Origin of the sequence: Plasticicumulans acidivorans, assembly GCF_003182095.1 — a bacterium.
In the GTDB taxonomy this organism is placed as follows: domain Bacteria; phylum Pseudomonadota; class Gammaproteobacteria; order Competibacterales; family Competibacteraceae; genus Plasticicumulans; species Plasticicumulans acidivorans.
The window spans coordinates 37,861-55,791 of sequence record NZ_QGTJ01000002.1 but is presented as its reverse complement, the minus strand read 5'-3'; the positions used below and the strand labels follow the sequence as shown (position 1 = coordinate 55,791).

13 protein-coding genes are annotated in these 17,931 nt (G+C 68.0%); 7 read left to right on the top strand and 6 right to left on the bottom strand.

Translation table 11 applies throughout. The annotated features are described in order from the left end of the window. Positions 1 to 68: 68 nt before the first annotated feature. Positions 69 to 2,747: a CHASE domain-containing protein gene (locus C7443_RS02815; protein WP_170123465.1), complete on the bottom strand. Its 2,679-nt coding sequence runs from the start codon at positions 2,745 to 2,747 to the stop codon at positions 69 to 71. A 293-nt stretch (positions 2,748 to 3,040) separates the two neighbouring features. Here C7443_RS02815 and C7443_RS02810 point away from each other — a divergent pair, with 293 nt between their 5' ends. Continuing rightward, entirely contained in the window at positions 3,041 to 4,882 is a 1,842-nt protein-coding gene (locus C7443_RS02810) for a ligand-gated ion channel (protein ID WP_146213219.1), read from the top strand. Between the two features lie 9 nt (positions 4,883 to 4,891). Here the strand turns inward: C7443_RS02810 and C7443_RS02805 are convergent, their stop codons facing one another. Then, positions 4,892 to 6,865, bottom strand: a complete 1,974-nt coding sequence (locus tag C7443_RS02805) for an APC family permease (protein ID WP_110017070.1) — start codon at positions 6,863 to 6,865, stop codon at positions 4,892 to 4,894. 190 nt (positions 6,866 to 7,055) lie between these two features. Between C7443_RS02805 and C7443_RS02800 the strand changes: the two genes are divergently transcribed. Both C7443_RS02800 and C7443_RS02795 read left to right on the top strand, forming a co-directional pair. After that, on the top strand, positions 7,056 to 7,982 hold the full coding sequence (locus C7443_RS02800) for a 2-hydroxyacid dehydrogenase (protein WP_110017069.1): 927 nt from the start codon (positions 7,056 to 7,058) through the stop codon (positions 7,980 to 7,982). Positions 7,983 to 8,035: 53 nt separating this feature from the next. Continuing rightward, the gene (locus C7443_RS02795; protein ID WP_110017068.1) at positions 8,036 to 8,626 is read left to right on the top strand and encodes a DUF4202 domain-containing protein; all 591 of its coding nucleotides are present in this window, start codon (positions 8,036 to 8,038) and stop codon (positions 8,624 to 8,626) included. 10 nt (positions 8,627 to 8,636) lie between these two features. Here the strand turns inward: C7443_RS02795 and msrA are convergent, their stop codons facing one another. Both msrA and C7443_RS20335 read right to left on the bottom strand, forming a co-directional pair. Continuing rightward, on the bottom strand, positions 8,637 to 9,296 hold the full coding sequence (msrA, locus tag C7443_RS02790; RefSeq protein ID WP_110017545.1) for a peptide-methionine (S)-S-oxide reductase MsrA: 660 nt from the start codon (positions 9,294 to 9,296) through the stop codon (positions 8,637 to 8,639). A gap of 61 nt (positions 9,297 to 9,357) precedes the next feature. After that, entirely contained in the window at positions 9,358 to 9,981 is a 624-nt protein-coding gene (locus C7443_RS20335) for a septal ring lytic transglycosylase RlpA family protein (protein WP_246004516.1), read from the bottom strand. 149 nt (positions 9,982 to 10,130) lie between these two features. On the opposite strand from C7443_RS20335, the gene C7443_RS02780 reads away from it, so the two are divergent. Together C7443_RS02780 and C7443_RS02775 are read left to right on the top strand one after the other, a co-directional pair. Continuing rightward, a complete protein-coding gene (locus C7443_RS02780; RefSeq protein ID WP_110017067.1) occupies positions 10,131 to 10,520 on the top strand; it encodes a YajD family HNH nuclease in 390 nt (129 codons plus the stop codon). Positions 10,521 to 10,549: 29 nt separating this feature from the next. Then, entirely contained in the window at positions 10,550 to 11,455 is a 906-nt protein-coding gene (locus tag C7443_RS02775; RefSeq protein ID WP_110017066.1) for a LysR family transcriptional regulator, read from the top strand. Here C7443_RS02775 and C7443_RS02770 read toward each other — a convergent pair. Together C7443_RS02770 and msbA are read right to left on the bottom strand one after the other, a co-directional pair. Further along, positions 11,448 to 13,364, bottom strand: coding sequence for a diguanylate cyclase (locus tag C7443_RS02770; protein WP_170123464.1), 1,917 nt, complete (start codon positions 13,362 to 13,364; stop codon positions 11,448 to 11,450). The two genes, C7443_RS02775 and C7443_RS02770, sit on opposite strands and share 8 nt — an antisense overlap. 80 nt (positions 13,365 to 13,444) lie before the next feature. After that, the gene (gene msbA / locus C7443_RS02765) at positions 13,445 to 15,184 is read right to left on the bottom strand and encodes a lipid A export permease/ATP-binding protein MsbA (RefSeq protein WP_110017064.1); all 1,740 of its coding nucleotides are present in this window, start codon (positions 15,182 to 15,184) and stop codon (positions 13,445 to 13,447) included. Between the two features lie 206 nt (positions 15,185 to 15,390). On the opposite strand from msbA, the gene C7443_RS02760 reads away from it, so the two are divergent. Together C7443_RS02760 and waaA are read left to right on the top strand one after the other, a co-directional pair. Further along, positions 15,391 to 16,590: an FAD-dependent oxidoreductase gene (locus tag C7443_RS02760; RefSeq protein WP_170123463.1), complete on the top strand. Its 1,200-nt coding sequence runs from the start codon at positions 15,391 to 15,393 to the stop codon at positions 16,588 to 16,590. Then, a complete protein-coding gene (gene waaA, locus C7443_RS02755) occupies positions 16,560 to 17,879 on the top strand; it encodes a lipid IV(A) 3-deoxy-D-manno-octulosonic acid transferase (RefSeq protein ID WP_246004515.1) in 1,320 nt (439 codons plus the stop codon). Before C7443_RS02760 ends, waaA begins: the two co-directional genes overlap by 31 nt. Positions 17,880 to 17,931 lie beyond the last annotated feature (52 nt).

Genomic DNA, 17,931 nt, shown 5'->3' with positions numbered 1-17,931 from the left:
ACGTCGGCGCGCAGCGCCCGACAGCGCTTTCCCCTGTCGTGTGATTCACCCGCCGGGATCTGTGGCTGTCAGGCGGGATGGGGCTCTGCCGGGTTGCTGCTGTCGCTTGCTTCCACCACGCGGTTGCGGCCGAGTTTCTTCGCCTGATACAGCGCCTGATCGGCGGCGAGCAGCACCGCCTGCCAGTGTTCGCCGTGCTGTGGGAACAGGGCGACGCCGATCGACACGGTCAGCGGATGCGGGTTCTGCGCCGGGTCGCTGGCGGCCGCCTCGGCGATGCGCTGGCGGATTTCCTCGGCGCGGCGCAGGCAGGCCTCGCGGGCGGCGTCGGGCAGCACGATGACGAATTCCTCGCCGCCGTAGCGGGTGGCGATGTCGGCGTTGCGCACCAGCGCGCTGAGCAGGCGGCCGACGGCCCGCAGCGCCAGATCACCGGCCTTGTGGCCCCAGGTGTCGTTGAGCTGTTTGAAGTGATCGATGTCGAGCATCAGGATGCCGAGCGTGCTGCCGGCGCGGGCGGCACGGCTTTCCTCGCGATCCAGGGTGTTTTCGAGGTAGCGGCGGTTGAACAGGCCGGTCAGGTCGTCGTGGATCGACTGCTCGCGCAGGCGTTCGCGCAGGCGGAAGTTGGCCATCGCCAGGCCGATCACCTCGGCGGCCGAGGTGCAGCAGCTCATGCGCTCGTCGAGTTCATCGTGGGTGTCGGTGGCGCGCAGGTGCAGCAGGCCGATCAGCTCGCCCTGGGCGCTGAGCGGGATGCACAGATAGCTCTGCGCGGTGCTGACGTGCTGACAGCTGACGTCGCGGCTGCCGGCGGTGACGATGTGCGGCTTGCTGCGGCGCAATGCCCAGCAGGCCTCGGGGGCGAACACGGCATCGCCGGCCGGCAGCTCGCCCCAGGTGGCGATCGCTTCGAGCACATTGCGTGAGGACTTGAACAGATACAGCCCGCCGGTCTCGTGCTCGAACAGGCGCACGGCGAAGCGCTCGATCACTTCGCCGATCTCCTGCAGGTTGGCGCAGGTCTGCAGCAGGTCGCCCATTTCGCGCAGGATCGCCACCTCGCGCGCGTGGCGCTGTACCGCCCGCATCGACACCTGCAGGTCGGTGTAGGCTTTCTGCAGGCGCTGCTCGGCATGGCGGCGCTCGGCGATCTCGGCTTCGAGCTGCAGGTTGATCTGTGCCAGCGCCTGGGTGCGCTCCTCGACGCGCTGTTCGAGTTCGATCGTGAACTGGTGTGCGGCCTGCGCGGCGCGGCGGCGCTCGGTGAAGTCCTGAGCGACACCGAGAAAACCGCTGATCTCGCCGAGTTCGCTGCGCAGCGCGGTGACGGCGAGCAGCACCGGCAGCTGGCCGCCGCCGCGCTGACGCAGGTTCCACTCGTGTTCATCGTGCAGCTGGCGGCGCGCGCAGGCGACGAGCGTCTCGAAGCCGGGCTCGATCGGCTCGCCGAGGTCCACTGCCAGCTGCCTGGCGCGATTGGCCAGTTCGCTGTCGGGGAAGAACTCCGGCAGCGGGCGGCCGGCCAGTTCGCTGGCGTCGTAGCCGAGCATGCGTTCGGCGGCCGGGTTGACCAGCTCGATCGCGCCGTCGACCCGGGTGCTGATGATGGCGTAGTCGGTGCTTTCCAGAATCGCGCGCTGCAGCGTTGCGCTGGTGCGCAGCGCGCTGGTCATCTCGCGGGCGTAGCTCAGTGCGCGGCTGCGCGTGCGCGCCAGCGACCAGGCGATGGCGACCAGCAGGATACTGGTCGACAGGCCACCGAGCAGCACCAGCCGCGGCTTGTTCAGATCGACGCTGCTCCAGAAGGCGGGGGTGGTGTCGAAGCGCAGCGTCCAGGTGCGCCCGGCAATGTCCAGGCGATGCTGCGTGCGCAGGTAGAGCTCGCCCGGTTCGTGCTCGGGCGGCAGGCCGTCGCGGGCGCTTGAATCGAACAGCAGCGCGGCGCGCTCGTCGCTGTCGCCGTCGAATACGGCAAAGTCGAGCTCCACCGGGCGGTTGCCGAAAATGCCGTGCATCAGGTTGTCCATGCGAAACGCCGCGTAGACATAGCCCTGCAGAGCGGCGCGACGCTCGGCGACGTTCAGCGGTGTGGCGTCGTTGCGGTAGACCGGCAGGTAGAGCAGGGTGCCGGCCTGCTTGTGGGCATCGGTTTCCTGCACCAGCGTCACTTTGCCGCTCAGCGCCGGCAGGCCGCTGTCGCGTGCGCGCTCCATGGCTTCGCGCCGTATCGGCTCCGAGAACATGTCGTAGCCGAAGGCGCGCAGATTGCGGTCGCTGAACGGCTCCAGGTAGATGATCGGCACGTACTCCGCTCGCGGTCCGGGCGGGCGCACGTTGAAGTCGGTGAACCCCTCCTCGCGGACCCGCTGTTCGAGCAGCGGCAGTACCGGGGCGGGCGTGCGCACGGCGTAGCCGACGCCCTGGATGCCGGGAGAACTGCTGGCCAGGTCGAGGTTGGCGATGTAGCGGCGCCATTCGTCACGCTCGACGTCGCGCGAAGCCACGAACATGCCGACGCCGCCGCGCAGCACCAGCTCATAGTGGCGCATGCGTTCACTGATGGCCGTGCCGAGCTGCAGCGCCATGCGCTGGAAATGCAGCTGGGCGGCGTCGAGCACGTCGGAGCGTACACGGTGCCAGGCGGTGCCGGTGGCGAGCAGTGCGACCACCAGGACCAGCCATACGGCAAAGCGGTTCAGACCGGGGGTGGTGTCATTGTCGGGAGAGAGCGGTTTGCCTTCCAAGATACGGACTCGGTCGGGGCTGGGTACGAAAAAAGCCAATCGAGAAGCCAGCTCACCGGCTGGGCCGCGCTGGCCATGTCGCTCCGGGTCCGGGTTGGAGCGCCGACACCGCGCTGGGCGCGGGGGCGGCTTGCGCATCCAGATTAACCGTAGTTGGTCAGGCTCAGATCCGCACCCGGCACAGGGTTTTTGCAGCCGGCCCGGGCGAGCTATGGTGTAAACAATCGCTTCATGGCGAGATAGGCGGCAGTGCGCGGGGCCGCGTGGCGTGGCGCGTTCAGGGAGTCTCGATCATGAGGCAAGCGGTGTGCGGTGCGCGTGGGCGCTCGTACGGTCTGGGCGTGTGGGTGTGCTGGCTGCTGCTGGTGCTGTCAGCGGCGCCGGTGCGGGCTGCGGCACTGGACGGGGAGCTGGAGCTGCAGCGCGACCTGCTCTATCGCCTCGACGGGCTGCGTGCCGGGCAGAGCGTGACGCTGACGCTGCAGGCGAGCGGCGGCAGCCTCGATCCCTGGATCGGCGTGCTGCGTCCCGAGGTCGACACCGCGGCCCTGCTGCACGACTACCTGCCGGAAGTCGAACGGCTGCGTGTGCACAGCCGCGATCGCCCGGAAGCCTTTGCCAGGCTCGCCGAGCGGTTCTTCCTCGCCAGCAATGACGACGCCGGTGACGGTGGCTACGGCGCGCGGCTGCGTTTCACCGCGCCGGCGGACGGTGACTACCGGCTGCTGGTCGCCAGCACGCCGCTGCGCCCGAGCGTGGGCGGGTTCCGTCTGGAGGCGATGGCCGAGGGCGCGGCGCCGCAGCTGAGCTTTCTGCAGCCGGTCGGCGTCGGCAGCGAGCGCGTGCAGAGCCTCGATGCCAGGCTCGATCCGGCGCACGCGCTGCGCCTGTATGAGCTGCAGCGCATCAACCGCGGAGAGACGCTGAGCGTGCGCCTCGAAGCCGACGGTGACTGGCTGCCGCAGCTGACGCTGTATGACTTCGGTGACAAACCGCTGGCCAGCGTCAGCGCCACCGGCAAGGGACAGGCGCTGGTGCTGCACCACACCTTCGGGGCGCGTGACGACAATCCGCGCCTGCGCATCCGCGCGCAGCCGGTCGACGGCCGCGTCGCGGCCGGTGCCTATCACCTGAGCCTCGGCATCAATGCCGCGGAGGTCGAGCAGGGGCGCGTGTCGGCGCGCGGGCCGGCGGTGCTGCGTGAGCCGCTGGCGGTGTCGATCGGCCTGAAGCTGCACCAGATCACCGGCGTCGACCAGCGCGCCGAAAATTACGGCATCGTCGCCAGCCTGATGCTCGACTGGAGCGACCCGGCGCTGGCCTTCAATCCGCAGGAATGCGATTGCCGCCAGCGCGTGTTCGTCGGCGACAGCTTTGCGCAGTACGTGGCGAGCCTGCACGCGCGCTGGCCGGAGTTCATCTTCGCCAACCAGCAGGGCAACCGCTGGTCGCAGCGGCGTGTCGTGGTGCTGCAGCCCGACGGCCACGCGACCTATTTCGAGCGTGCCTCGCTGACACTGCAGGCGCCGGATTTCGACTTCCGCCGGTTTCCGTTCGATCAGCAGAAGTTCTTCGTGCGCATCGAGGCGCTGTGGCCGGAGTGGCTCTATCACTTCACCGAGCTGCCCGGTTTCACTGAGGTCGGTGGTGCGCTCGGCGAGGAGGAATGGGTGCTGACGCACCACACCAGCGCCATCGACAGCGTCAGCGACAGCACCGGGCTGCCGGTGTCGCGCTACAACTTCGGCTTCGTTGCCGAACGTCACCTGAATTACTACATATCGCGGATTTTCCTGCCGATCCTGATCATCATCATCGTCTCCTGGGTGACCTTCTTCCTGCGCGACTACGGCAAGCGCGTCGATGTCGCCGGCGGCAACCTGCTGTTGTTCATCGCCTTCAGCTTCACCATTTCCGGCGATCTGCCACGGCTTGGCTACCTGACGCTGATGGACATCCTGCTGATCAGCACCTTCGTCGTCACCGGTCTGATGCTGGTGCTGTCGGTCTACCTGCGCCGCCAGGAGGCCGACGGCCACCTGGCGCGCATCCAGCGCATCGATCGCCTGGTGCTGGCCTTCTACCCGCTGGCCTACCTGCTGGCGATGGCCGGCGTGATGCTGATCGATTATTAGCCGGCCGCGTCAGACCTTCAGCGGCACGATCACCATCTGCCGGTCGCGCAGGAACAGACGGCGCTGCATCGTCAGCGCCGTCTGGTTGTGCAGCCAGGGCGTCAGCCAGTCATCGCTGCGGAAGATCAGCTTCGAGGCGAAGCACACGCTGTTGGGGTAGTCATTCATCACCTGCGCGGCCAGCTGTTCGAGCTCATCAAGCGGATCGGCACCGAAGGCGGCACGGGTTTCCGCCGCCAGCCCGCGACGGGCACAGACGCGCACGAAGTAATGCAGCGAATTCTCGATGCGGTAGCGCAGTGAACGCAGCGCACCCTCGCCGTTGTAGCTCTGCGAGTCGACCTCGCCGACCGACAGGAAGATGAAGTTGCGGAAGTGGCCGGGGAACATCCGATACACCCACAGCAGGGCGTGCATGCCGATGCCGCGGTTCTTGCCGATCAGGAACACCGCCGTGGGGGCATCGCGGTCGAGTGGCGGGCAGCGCGGTTCGTTGTCGTCCTCGGGGCCGAGCGAGGGGGCGAGCTGCGCGTCGAGGCGTTCCAGTTCGCGGCGCGCGCGGTCGTAGTGGTCGCGCACGCGCAGGCAGACGATGACCACGGCGCTGGTGATCAGCACGGTCATCCAGCCGCCCTCGGCGAATTTCTCGACGGTGGTGACGAGCAGGATGAAGCTCGTCACCAGGCAGCCGCTGAGGGCGAGCAGCAGGCGGCGCAGCCAGTGTTCTTCATCGAGGCGGTTGCGCCACCAGTAGCGCACCAGTCCGGCGAGCGTCAGTGTGAAGGTCAGGAACACGTTGATCGAGTACAGCACCACCAGCACGCCGACATCGCCGCCCGACCACAGCAGGATCGCCAGCGCCGCCAGGCTCATCAGCACCACGCCGTTCTGCGTCACCAGCCGTGTCGACAGCGAGCGGAAGTGGCGGGGAACCCAGGAATCGACCGCCATGTTGGCGAGTACCGCCGGGCCGCCGAGCAGGCCGGTGTTGGCGGCGACCATCAGCAATGCTGCTTCGAGCGCCAGCACCAGCCACAGCACCGTCTGTTCGGCGACGCTGTCGCCGATGTGCCAGCTCGACAGGATCGACTGGAACACCACGGCATTGAGTGTCTGCCCGGCCACCGGCTCGCTGGCCCACAGCAGGTAGAGCAGGATGATGCCGCCGGCGGTGAAGGCCAGCGACACCGCCATGTAGGCCATCGTCGCCTTGCCGTTGCGCACACGCGGCTCGACCAGCATGTTGACGTTGTTGGAAACCGCCTCCAGACCGGTGTAGGTGCCGCCGCCGAGCGAATAGGCCTTGAGAAACAGCGCGGCGACGAAGACCCAGCCAAGCTCCTGCGTCAGCGTGCGGGTTTCGGCGAGGGTGGCGGTGAACAGGTCGGGCAGCTGGTCGGCGTGGGCATTGATGCCGTAGACGATCAGCACCGTGTGGGAGATCAGGAAGCCGGCGAAGATCGGCAGCAGCAGCAGCGCTGAGGCCTTGATGCCGCGCAGGTTCAGCGTCAGCAGCAGCAGCAGCAGGCCGACTTCGGTATGGACCTTGTAGTCCTGCCAGGACAGCGGCAGCAGCGAGAACATGGCATCGGTGCCGCTGGCGATCGAGATCGCCACCGTCAGCACATAGTCGACCAGCAGCGCGGAGCCCGAAACCAGCCCGGCACGCGGGCTGAGCAGCTGCGTGGCCACCTTGTAGCCGCCGCCGCCGGACGGGAACAGCTCGATGACCTGGTTGTAGGCCAGCGAAATGATGAACACCGTCGCGAAGGTCGCCAGCGCCAGGTAAAAACCGAGGAAGGTATGTTCGCCGAGGGCGACGAACGCCTGCTCCGGACCGTAGCTGGTCGAGGACAGGCCGTCGGCGCCCAGCCCGATCCAGGCCATCAGCGCGATCATCGAGGTCCGGCGCCGCGTATCCGCCGCCAGCGGATCGAGGGCATGACCGACGATGAGCTGTTTGAGGTATTTCTTGACCGACATGCCGTTGTGCTCCGGCCGGATGCGAGTTCCGGCAGCCGCGCAGTGTAGCAAGCCCGCAACGGCGCACAGCTGCGTGCCCACTGTCACCGGCGGCCGCAAGCCGGCTACGCTGGGGGCTGGCGCTGCACCTGCCCGCCGCCGCGCGCACTGCGGGCGGGGCAGCCCTTTCACCCAGCCATCGGGAGCTTGCATGAATCTGTTGTTCTACAGCGCCGCGGGCGACGCGCCCGCCGTCTGGCGATCCGCGCTCGCCACCGTCCTGCCGCAGGCCCAGTTGCACGCCTGGGCAGCGGATGCCGAGCTGCCGGCCTGCGATTACGCCTTGGTATGGAAGCCGCCGGCGGCGGTGTTCGCCAGGCAGAATCAGCTGCGCGCGGTCTTCAATCTCGGCGCCGGTGTCGATGCCGTGCTGGCGATGGACACGCTGCCGGTCGGCGTGCCGCTGATCCGCCTCGAAGATGCCGGCATGGCCCTGCAGATGGTCGAGTACGTGCTGCATGCGGTACTGCGCCGCTACCGCCGTTTCGATGACTACGCCGCCCAGGCCGCACGCGGCGAGTGGCGGCCGCTGCCGCTCGGCCGGCGGCCGACGATCGGCGTGCTCGGCCTCGGCGCACTCGGGCTGACGGTGGCCGCCGCGCTGGGCGACCTCGGGTTTCCGGTACGCGGCTGGAGCCGCACGCGCAAGGAGCTCGAAGGCGGTGAAGCCTTCGCCGGCGCCGCGGAGCTGGAGCGCTTCCTGTCGGCCTGCGACGTGCTGATCTGCCTGCTGCCGCTGACCACCGAAACCCGCGGTATCCTCAACCGGCGCACGCTGTCGGCACTGCGTCGCGGTGCGCTGCTGATCAACATCGCGCGCGGTGATCATCTGGTCGAGGACGATCTGCTGGCGGCGCTGGCCGAAGGCCAGGTCGGCCATGCGGTGCTCGATGTCTGCCGCGACGAGCCGCTGCCGGCCGGCCACCCGCTGTGGACGCATCCGCGGGTGACGCTGACGCCGCATATCGCCGCACTGACGCTGGTCGAGGACTCGGCCGCGCAGATCGCCGAAAAGATCCGGCGCCTCGAAGCCGGGGAGGCGGTCAGCGGACTGGTCGATCTCAAACGTGGCTACTGAACCGGCTTTGCCGGTAGCCTGAGTACCCGCCTTGCCGCCAGGACTGACCGCTCATGAGCCCCGATGACCGCTTCACCCGCGCCCTCGAACTGATCGACGCCGCCAATGCGGCCGACCCGCATGTCGTCGAGCACGACGGCGGGCCGCAGGCGAAGGCCCTGCTCGAAGGGCAGCGCGTCAGTACCTGGCTGGTGCGGCTGTACCCGCAGGCCAGCGAGGCGCTGCGTCTGGCCGCCCGCGCGCACCATCTGGAGCGCTGGAAGAGCCCGCGCAGCGATTTTCCGATGACCCGCGAGGGTTATCTGCAGTGGCGCGCGCAGCTCAAGCGTTTTCATGCCGAGCGCGCCGGTGAGCTGCTCGCCGCTGCCGGCTACGACGCCGACACCATCGCCCGCGTGCAGGCGCTGGTGCGCCGCGAGAAGCTCAAGCTCGACGCCGAGGTGCAGGCGCTGGAAGACGCCATCTGCCTGGCATTCCTGCAGCACGATTTCGATGCCTTCGGCCGTCAGCACGATGACGACAAGGTCATCGCCATCGTGCGCAAGACCTGGGCGAAGATGTCGGCCGGCGGCCATGAAGCGGCGCTGGCGCTGACGCTGAGCGACTACGCCCGCAGCATCGTCGGCCGCGCGCTCGGCGGCTGAGCGCGCGTTTTCAGCCGGCGCTGGCGAGGCCGTTCGGGCAGCCGACGCCGGTGCCGCCCAAACCGCAGTAGCCGTGCGGATTCTTCGCCAGATACTGCTGGTGGTATTCCTCGGCGTAGTAGAACGGCGGCGCCGGGCGGATCTCGGTGGTGATCACGCCGAATCCGGCCGCGCTCAAGGCCTGCTGGTAGCGCGCGCAGGCCGCCTGCGCGGCGGCGAGCTGAGCCTCGTCGCTGGCGTAGATCGCACTGCGGTATTGCGTGCCGACATCATTGCCCTGGCGCATGCCCTGAGTCGGATCGTGGGCTTCGAAGAACACCTTGAGCAGCTCTTCGTAGCTGATCTGCGCCGGATCGAAAACCACCTGCACGACTTCGCTGTGGCCGGTGCGGCCGCTGCAAACCTCGTCGTAGCTCGGATTCGGCGTCAGGCCGCCGGCGTAGCCGACCGCTGTCGAATACACCCCCGGTTGCTGCCAGAAGCGCCGCTCGGCACCCCAGAAGCAGCCCAGACCGAACACCGCGATCTGCAGGCCGGCCGGGAACGGCGGACGCAGCGGGTGGGCGTTGACGAAATGCTGCGCCGGCACGCGCATCTCGACGCTGCGGCCGGGCAGGGCCTCTTCGGGGCCGGGCAGGGAGAGTTTCTTGCCGAAACCGAACATGGTGATGATCTCCTGGCGAGGTGCAAAGGCTGTACGCACGCTGGCCGTAGGCGGATGCCGGCGTCGCTCAGCCGTGGCTGATCGGCTCGACCGTCACCCGCACCATGCCGGTGCGAAAGCCGAGCTGGTGGGCAGCGGCCGGCGAGAGGTCGATGACGCGGCCGTTGTGACCGCTGCCGCGATCGTTGATCTGCACGACGACGCTGCGACTGGTGCCCTGATGGGTGACGCGCACATAGGTGCCGAGTGGCAGCGTGCGGTGCGCTGCGGTCATGGCCTGCGGGTCGAAGCGGATGCCGCTGGCGGTGCGCCGGCCGTTGAAGCGGCTGTGATAGACGGTGGCCTTACCGACCAGTCCCGGGGCGCTGTGCGCCCTGCCGTTTTTGGCGACGCCGGGCCTGGCGTGTGCCGGCCGGGCCTTGGCGGTCTGCGGCTTGGCGTGAGTTACCTTTGCCTTGGTGGCCTTGGTGGCCTTGGTGGCCTTGGTGGCCTTGGTCGGGCTGACGTGCGCCGGTTTGGCGACGGCGCGGGTTTTGGCCGGATGGGCCTTGCCGTTGGTGACCTGTTGATGGGTGACGGCTTCGCTGGCGTGGGTGCTGCGCACTTTGGCGGTCGCGGTGAAGGTCACGGCGCAGAGCAGTGCGGCGCCGAGCCAGCGCAGGCGGCGGATTTTCGGACGACGTGTCAGCATGGGGCAGCCTCCGGTGAAATCAGTCGATGGCAAGAGCTTCAATGTGAAATAGCGACTTTAGACAACGACAGAGCCTTCCGTTGCAAGCTTTGCTGGTCGAAGCTAGGAGGTCAGCCATCCGTCCGTTCATCGTTCAGGGAGTCGACCTCATGAACCGTCCGCCGAAGAAGCCGCAGGCCAGTGCGACGAAGCTCGATCAGCTGGTTGCCAGCGCGCGGCAAAACCGCGAAGCCCGCGAGCGGGATTACCGCGAGCAGGCACTGAAGCTGTACCCCTGGGTATGTGGGCGCTGCGGCCGCGAATTCAACCTGCAGAATCTGCGCGAACTCACCGTGCACCATCGCGACCACAATCACGACAACAACCCGGCCGATGGCAGCAACTGGGAGCTGCTGTGCCTGTTCTGTCACGATAACGAGCACCAGCGCCAGGAAGAAGCGGCCCGCGCCAAGGGCGGCGCGATCGCCGGCGCCAAGGGGCCGGTGGCGACCTACAACCCCTTTGCCGACCTCAAAGCGAAACTCGGCCAGCAGGACTGATCCGGCGGCGGCCGGCGCGGAGGGGCGGTGTGTTCTCGGTCGATGACCTGGCACTGTTCGTGCGCGTTGCCGAGCTGGGCAGCCTGTCCGCTGCCGCGCGTGCCGCCGATCTGCTGCCGGCGACGGCGAGTGCCACGCTCAAGCGCCTGGAAGCCGCCCTCGGTGTGCGGCTGGTGGAGCGCACCACGCGCAAGCTGCGACTGACCTCGGAAGGTGAAATCTGGTACGAGCACGCCCGGCGAGCGCTGACGGCGGTCGAGGATGGCCGCGCGGCGCTGGCACAGACGCGCTCGACGATTGCCGGCGAGCTGCGCATTGCCGGCCCGGCCGATTTCGGCCGTCAGTACCTGCTGCCCTGGCTCGCCGAATTTCGTCGCGAGCATCCGCGCCTGAGCGTGACGCTGCGTCTGGGCGATGCGCTGAGTGATCTGCACGCCGAACCGGTCGATCTCGCCGTGCGCTACGGTTCGCTGCCGGATTCGGCACTGGTGGCGCGTGCACTGGCGACCGACAACCGCCGGGTGGTCTGCGCCGCGCCGCAGTACTGGGCGCGTGCCGGCCGGCCGACGACGCCGGCCGATCTGACCCAGCACGAATGCCTGTGCTACCGGCTGGATTCACGTCCGTATACCGACTGGCAGTTCAGCGGAGCGAAGGGCGCGGTGTCGGTGCAGGTGCGCGGCGGTCTTGCCAGCGATGATGGTTCAGCGGTACGTGAATGGGCGCTGGCCGGCTGCGGTGTCGCCTACAAGTCGTGGATCGACGTCGCCGCCGATGTCCGTGGCGGCCGCCTGCAGACCGCACTCGATGACTGGCACGGCGAGCCGGCGCCGCTGTACGTGGTGTTTCCCGGCCTGCAGCATCAGCCGCCGCGGCTGCGCGCCGTGGTCGACTGGCTGCTGGCGCGCGTGGCCGCGCTGCCGCCGCTCAGATGACCGGATCAAAGCCGTCGGGCTGCAGCGGTGTATGGCCTTCGCTGCTGGCCATGACCACGCGGTCGCGCCCGCTGCGTTTGGCGGCGTAGAGGGCGACGTCGGCACGGCGCAGCAGGGCTTCGCCATCACTGTCGTAGGCACTGAGGGTGGCCACGCCGAGACTCGCGGTCACCGGAATCGTTTCGGCCTCATGGGTGATCTGCAGTTCGTGAATCGCGGCGCGCAGGCGCTCGGCGATGCTGCGGCCCTCGAAGGCGCCGGTATCCGGCAGCAGCACGGCGAATTCCTCGCCGCCCATGCGTGCGAAGGTGTCCTGGTTGCGCAGCAGCCGCGCGCACAACTGCGTCACCGCCTTGAGGACCGCGTCGCCGCCGGCGTGTGTCCAGGTGTCGTTGATGCGCTTGAAGTGGTCGAGGTCGAGCATCAGCAGGCTGAGCGGCATCTTGCGGCGCAGGGCGCGCGCGACTTCCAGCTCGGCGCGCTGCATGAAGGTGCGCCGGTTGTAGGCGCCGGTCAGTGGATCGGTGGCGGCGAGACGGGTCAGCTCCCGCTCCTTGGCGGCGAGGCGGTTGTTGATCTGGCGCAGGCCGACGGTCTGGCGTTCGAGCTGCTGGTGCAGCTCGTGGGCTTCGGTGACGTCGGTCGTGGTGCCGATCACACGCAGTGCATAACCGGTGGCGTCGCGTTCGACGGCCACGCCGCGGCTCAGCACCCAGCGGTAGCCGCCATCGGCCATGCGCATGCGGTGTTCGCTGCGAAAGCGCGGTGTTTCATCATGTACATGTGCGTCGAAGCGGGCTTTGACGGCATCGCGATCGTCCGCGTGCAGCAGCTCCAGCACGGTATCGATCGGCAGGGACTCGGTGCCCGGCAGGCCGAGACGTTCGCGCCACTCGGGTGAATAGAACACGGTGCCGTTGCCCGGGCGGCAGTCCCAGACGCCGTCGCCGGCGTTTTCCAGCGCCAGGCGCCAGCGCTCTTCGGCGGTGGCCAGTTCATTGCGGGCATGTTCGAGCGCCAGCAGCTCATGCCATTCCCGCCGGCAGCTGTGCAGGAACAGCACCAGCATCAGCAGCAGGCCGGCGCTCGCGGTCGCGGCGGTCAGTAGCAGGCGCTGGCGATGCTGAAAATACCCAGCGAATACGTCGCTGCGGGCGCGTTGCACGGCAACCAGCAGGGGCTGTGCTTCGAGGCGCTGCCAGCTGCCGAGGCGCTCGATCGCATCGATCGGACTGCGTCCGTCGAGCGTGCCGCTGTCGCCCTGGGGGGTGACGAGTGGCGCCAGGACCATGCCGAGGCCGCGCCCGTAGTTTTCGTGTGCGCCGCGCGCAAGCACTCGTCCCTGGGTGTCGCAGAGCAGCAGGGTGCCGGTGTGGCCGAGGTCGAGCTGGTCATAGAAGCTCTGCAGCACGGCGGTATCGAGCAGGAACACGACTTCACCCTTGGGGGGCTTTGAGTCCTGACCGAACGCACGGGCAAAGCCGACGACCCAGCGTGCCGAGCGCGTGTCGAAGTGCGGGCGGCTGATCAGCAGGCGGTCTTCGCCACTGGCGGCGCTGAAGTCGGCGTGCAGGAATTGCGCGGTGTCGGCATCGAGGGTCGTGGCTTCGGTCTGGCGGCCGCGGGCATCGAGCAGTATCAGCCGTCCTTGCAGATTTTCGGGAATCAGCAGCGGCCCGCTCGGTTCCACCGTGGTCATCTGGCGTGTGCGCACCAGCAGCAGGACGTTGTCGATTTCTTTGATCAAGTGCTGCACGTGCTCGCGCAGGGCGATCGTGAGGTTGCTGGTGCTGGTCAGCGCTTGTGCCCGTGCCTGTTCGCGGGCGCCGTCGAGGTGCACCAGCACGCCTGTCCACAGCAGGAGTAGACCGGCGAGGGTGACGAGGCTTGTGAGGTGCGCGACGCGCATGAGCCAGTGTCGGCTGCGGGGGGTGAGCAAGGCATCCATGCCCGGAAGGTTAGCCGAAGTGCTCCCGCCGACGACGGCTTTCAGGGCGTTGGCACACCTTCTTGCAGACGGTGCAGCTGGGCGTAGACGCCACCCTGGTGCAGCAGTTCGTCGTGGCCGCCGGTCTCGACGATGCGGCCCTTGCGCATGACGATGATGCGGTCGGCACTCTCGATCGTCGACAGCCGGTGGGCGATGACGAAGGCGGTGCGCCCGGCGCGCAGGCGCTCCAGCGCCGCCTGCACCATGCGCTCGCTCTGGGTGTCGAGCGCCGAGGTGGCTTCATCGAGGATCAGGATCGGCGCGTTTTTCAGCAGTGCGCGGGCGATCGCCAGGCGCTGGCGCTGGCCGCCGGACAGGCGCAGGCCGCGCTCGCCGATCTGAGTGTCGAAACCGTCCGGCAGTTCACGGATGAATTCCAGCGCGTAGGCGGCTTCGGCGGCGGCTTCGATCGCCTCGCGGCTGGGGGGGACGGCACAGCCGTAGGCGATGTTGGCGGCGATGCTGTCGTTGAACAGCACCGTTTCCTGCGAGACGTAGGCGATATTGGCGCGCAGGGAGGCCAGCGTCAGCTCCTGAGCGTCGATGCCGTCGATCAGAATGCGCCCGCTGCTGGGTTCGTAGAGCCGCGGCAGCAGCGCCATCAGCGTGGTCTTGCCACTGCCGGAGGCTCCGACCAGGGCGATGGTCTGGCCGGCATGCGCTTCGAGGTCGATGCTTTCGACCACCTGCGGCAGGTCCGGCCCGTACTGGAAGCTCACCTGCTCGAAGCGCACCGTGCCGTGGGCGCGCTCCAGACGGCGGCTGCCGTGGTCGGCCTCGGGCTCGGCGTCGATCAGCGTGAAGATGCTTTCGGCGGCAGCCAGGCCGCGCTGCAACTGCTCGTTGACTTTGGTCAGGCGCTTGATCGGCGCAAACAGCATGCCCATCGCGCCGAACAGCGAGACGAAGCCGCCGACGGTGATGTCGCCTTCAGCCGCCTCCACCGAGGCGTAATAGATCACGGCGGCGAGCGCCAGCACGCCGACGAACTGCACGCCCGGCACCGCGGCCTGCGAGCTGGCGGCGAGCTTCATCTGCAGCCGGCGCACCCAGTTGCTGGTGCGGTCGAAACGCTTGGCCTCGTAGGCCTGGCCGCCGAAGATCTTGACCACCTTGTGACCGGTCAGCGCCTCCTCGACGATGCGGTTGAGCTCGCCGATCTCGCCCTGCAGGCGGCGGCTGAGCTGGCGCAGGCGCTTGGAGAACACCTTCATGATGCCGGCGACCACCGGCGCGATCGCCAGCGTGAACAGCGACAGCTTCCAGTTCAGATAGAACATCCAGCCGAGCAGGCCGACCACGGTCAGGCCGTCCTTGACCAGCGTGACCAGCGCATCGGTGCAGGCGGTCGTCACCTGGTTGGTGTCGTAGGTGATCTTCGACAGCAGCGTGGCTGATGCATTGCGGTCGAAGTAACTGGTCGGCAGCACCAGCATGCGCGCGAACATCGACTGGCGCAGATCCATGACCACACGTGTGGCCACCCATTTCATCGCGACCTCGCTGACGAAGTCGGCACTGCCACGGATCAGGAACAGCCCGATCAGCAGCAGCGGAATGGTGCGGATCATCTGCGGATCCTTGTCGACGAAGCTGCCGTCGAGCAACGGCTGCAGCAGCGCGGCGATACCGGGTTCGCAGGCAGCGAGCACCACCGTGCCGACGAGCGAGATGGCAAACATGCGCCGGTGCGGGCGCACATAGGCAAGCAGGCGCAGGTACAGAGCCCGGCTGGTCATGAACGATCGGCTCCGGGATTGGGGGAGGGCGCATGGTACCCGCGCACCGGATGCTTGCGAAGCGCATTGCTCAGGGTGAAAAAACCCCTGTGCTATGATCCGCCGCCGCAAGTCTCCCTGCGCGGCCGCGCCAGACGTGTCGCGCATCCATGCACATCCAGGACGGGCAGGGCGCGAAGGCCACTGCCATGGAGTCAGCGATCCTCATGCTCAGTTCTGCAGTCAAGCTTGATCTGCTCATCGTCGGTGCAGGGTTTTCCGGCCTGTGGCTGTTGAACCGCGCCTGCCGCGAGGGTTACAGCGCATTGCTGATCGAGAGCGATCGCATCGGCAGCGGCCAGTCGATACACGGTCACGGCTTCATCGTCGCGCATCCGACCGTCGGTCCCTGGACCCCCACGGAGGCGCAGGCGCAACAGGTCTCGACGCTGGTGTCGCGCTGGCGCGAGATGTGCGCCGGCAGTGGTGAAATCGATTTGCGCCGTGTGCGGATCCTGAGCGAGCAGCCGCTGCGCTGGCAGCTGCCGGTGCTGGCGAACAGCGGCTTCAGCCTGCGGCGCTGGCTCGGCCTGCGCCGCAAGCATGAGCCGGCAGTGGTGGAGCGCAGTGGTTTGGCCGATGCCGAGCTGCCGGCATCCTGGCACAGCGAGCAGCGCGGCGGGCATATGGACCGGCTGGATGGCTTCGTCATCGACAACCGCAGCCTGCTCGAAGCCCTGGTCTGGCCGGTGCGGCCGTACATTCTACACAGCCGTGGCCCGGTCGTGCTCGCCGGTGACGGCAGCGTCAATCTGCGCGTCGACGGTCGCGACCCCGTGGTGTTGCAGGCACAGCGCACGGTGTTCACCGCCGGTACCGGCTCAGCGCTGCTGGGCAGCGTGCCGCTGCACATCTGGCAGCAGTCGCTGGTGATGCTGCGCGGTGGCCAGTTACCCGATGATGTCTTCGTCAACGCCGTGGACGACAGCGGGCGGCGGCGCTTCAACGTCACCTCGCATCGTGATGCCGAGGGGCGTGTCGTCTGGTATCTCGGCGGCGGTAACAGCGACGTCAGCTCGACCGTCGATGGTGAGGAGCAGATCGAGCAGGTGCGCGGCGAGATCGAGCGCTATATGCCGTGGGTGTCGCTCGCCGGAACCGAGAGCGCGTGTATTTCGGTGCAGCGGGCGGCGGCGCGTCTGCGCGATGCGATCGCGGTGCTCCCGGTGGTCAAGCAGATCGATGGTTTCATCACCGCCTGGTCGGCGAACGTGGCGACAGCGCCGCTGCTGGCGGACGAAGTCATGGAGCTGCTGCGTGCCGACGGCCTGCATCCGAGTGCGGCGGATCTGAGGGCCGTCGACGGCTGGCCGGCTCCCGAACTGGCTGCGGCACCGTGGGACAACGTCAAATCCTGGCTGGCGTGATCCGCGCGGGCAGTATCAGGCTGCTCTACGGCGTTCTGCTGTATCTGGTGGTGCCGTTCGCACTGCTGCGTTTGTGGTGGCGCGGACGACGTAGTCCCGGGTATCGACAGCGCATCGGCGAACGTTTCGGTCGCGGTGCATCGGATCTGCCACGCGGCATGATCTGGATCCATGCTGTCTCTCTCGGTGAAGTGCGCGCCGCGCTGCCTCTGGTGCGCGCGCTGCTGCGCACGCGGCCGGCGCAGCCGCTGCTGGTGACGACGACGACCCCGACCGGCTCGCAACAGGTGCGCGAGGCACTCGGTGACAGCGTCCACCATCGCTACATCCCCTATGACCTGCCGGGCGTGATCGGCGCTTTCCTCGACCGGCTGCAGCCGTGCCTGCTGGTGGTCATGGAGACTGAGCTGTGGCCCGAGCTGTTCAATGGCTGCCGTCGCCGCGGTATCCCCCTGCTGCTGGCGAATGCGCGCCTGTCGCCGCGCTCGGCGCGCGGTTATGCACGTGTCCCCTGGTTGACCCGACCGACGCTGGCCGCGGTCGATGTGATCGGTGCACAGTCGGCCGCGGATGCCGAGCGCTTTCGGGCACTCGGTGCGCCACACGTCGAATGCGTCGGCAATCTCAAGTTCGATCTGAGCGTGCCGGCCGGACTGGCGGCGCAGGGGCAGGCGCTGCGCGACACCTGGGGCGCGCAGCGGCGGGTGTGGATCGCGGCCAGTACCCATGCCGGTGAGGACGAGCTGCTGCTCGACGCGCATGCCGAACTGCTGCAGCGCCATGCGGACTGGCTGCTGATCCTGGTGCCCCGCCACCCGGAGCGTTTCGCCGCCGTGGCCGAGTTGGTCCGCCGCCGCGGTCTGGCTCTGGCGCAGCGCAGCTGCGGCGAGGCGGCCGCCGGCAGTCAGGTCTACCTGGGCGATACGCTGGGGGAGCTGCTGCTGCTCTACGCCGCGGCGGACGTGGCCTTCGTCGGCGGCAGTCTGGTGGCGGTCGGCGGGCATAACGTGCTCGAACCGGCGGCGCTCGGTGTGCCCGTGCTGTTCGGACGGCATATGTTCAATTTCGCTGAGGCCGAACAACTGCTGCTGACGGCGGGTGGCGGGCAGTGCGTTGATGCCGGTACAGCGCTGGTGACGCAGCTGGAGGACTGGTTGACCGATGCTCAGGCGCGCGCCCGGGCCTCGGCAGCGGCTGCGCAGGTTGTGGCTCAGAATCGCGGTGCGCTGGCACGCCTGCTTGGCATCATTGAAACGCTGCTGCCGGAAAAGGCTCGTCGCGGGGGCTGAACACAGCGCCCGGTGCTCTGTCACAGGCTCTCGAAGTACCTATAATGCCGCC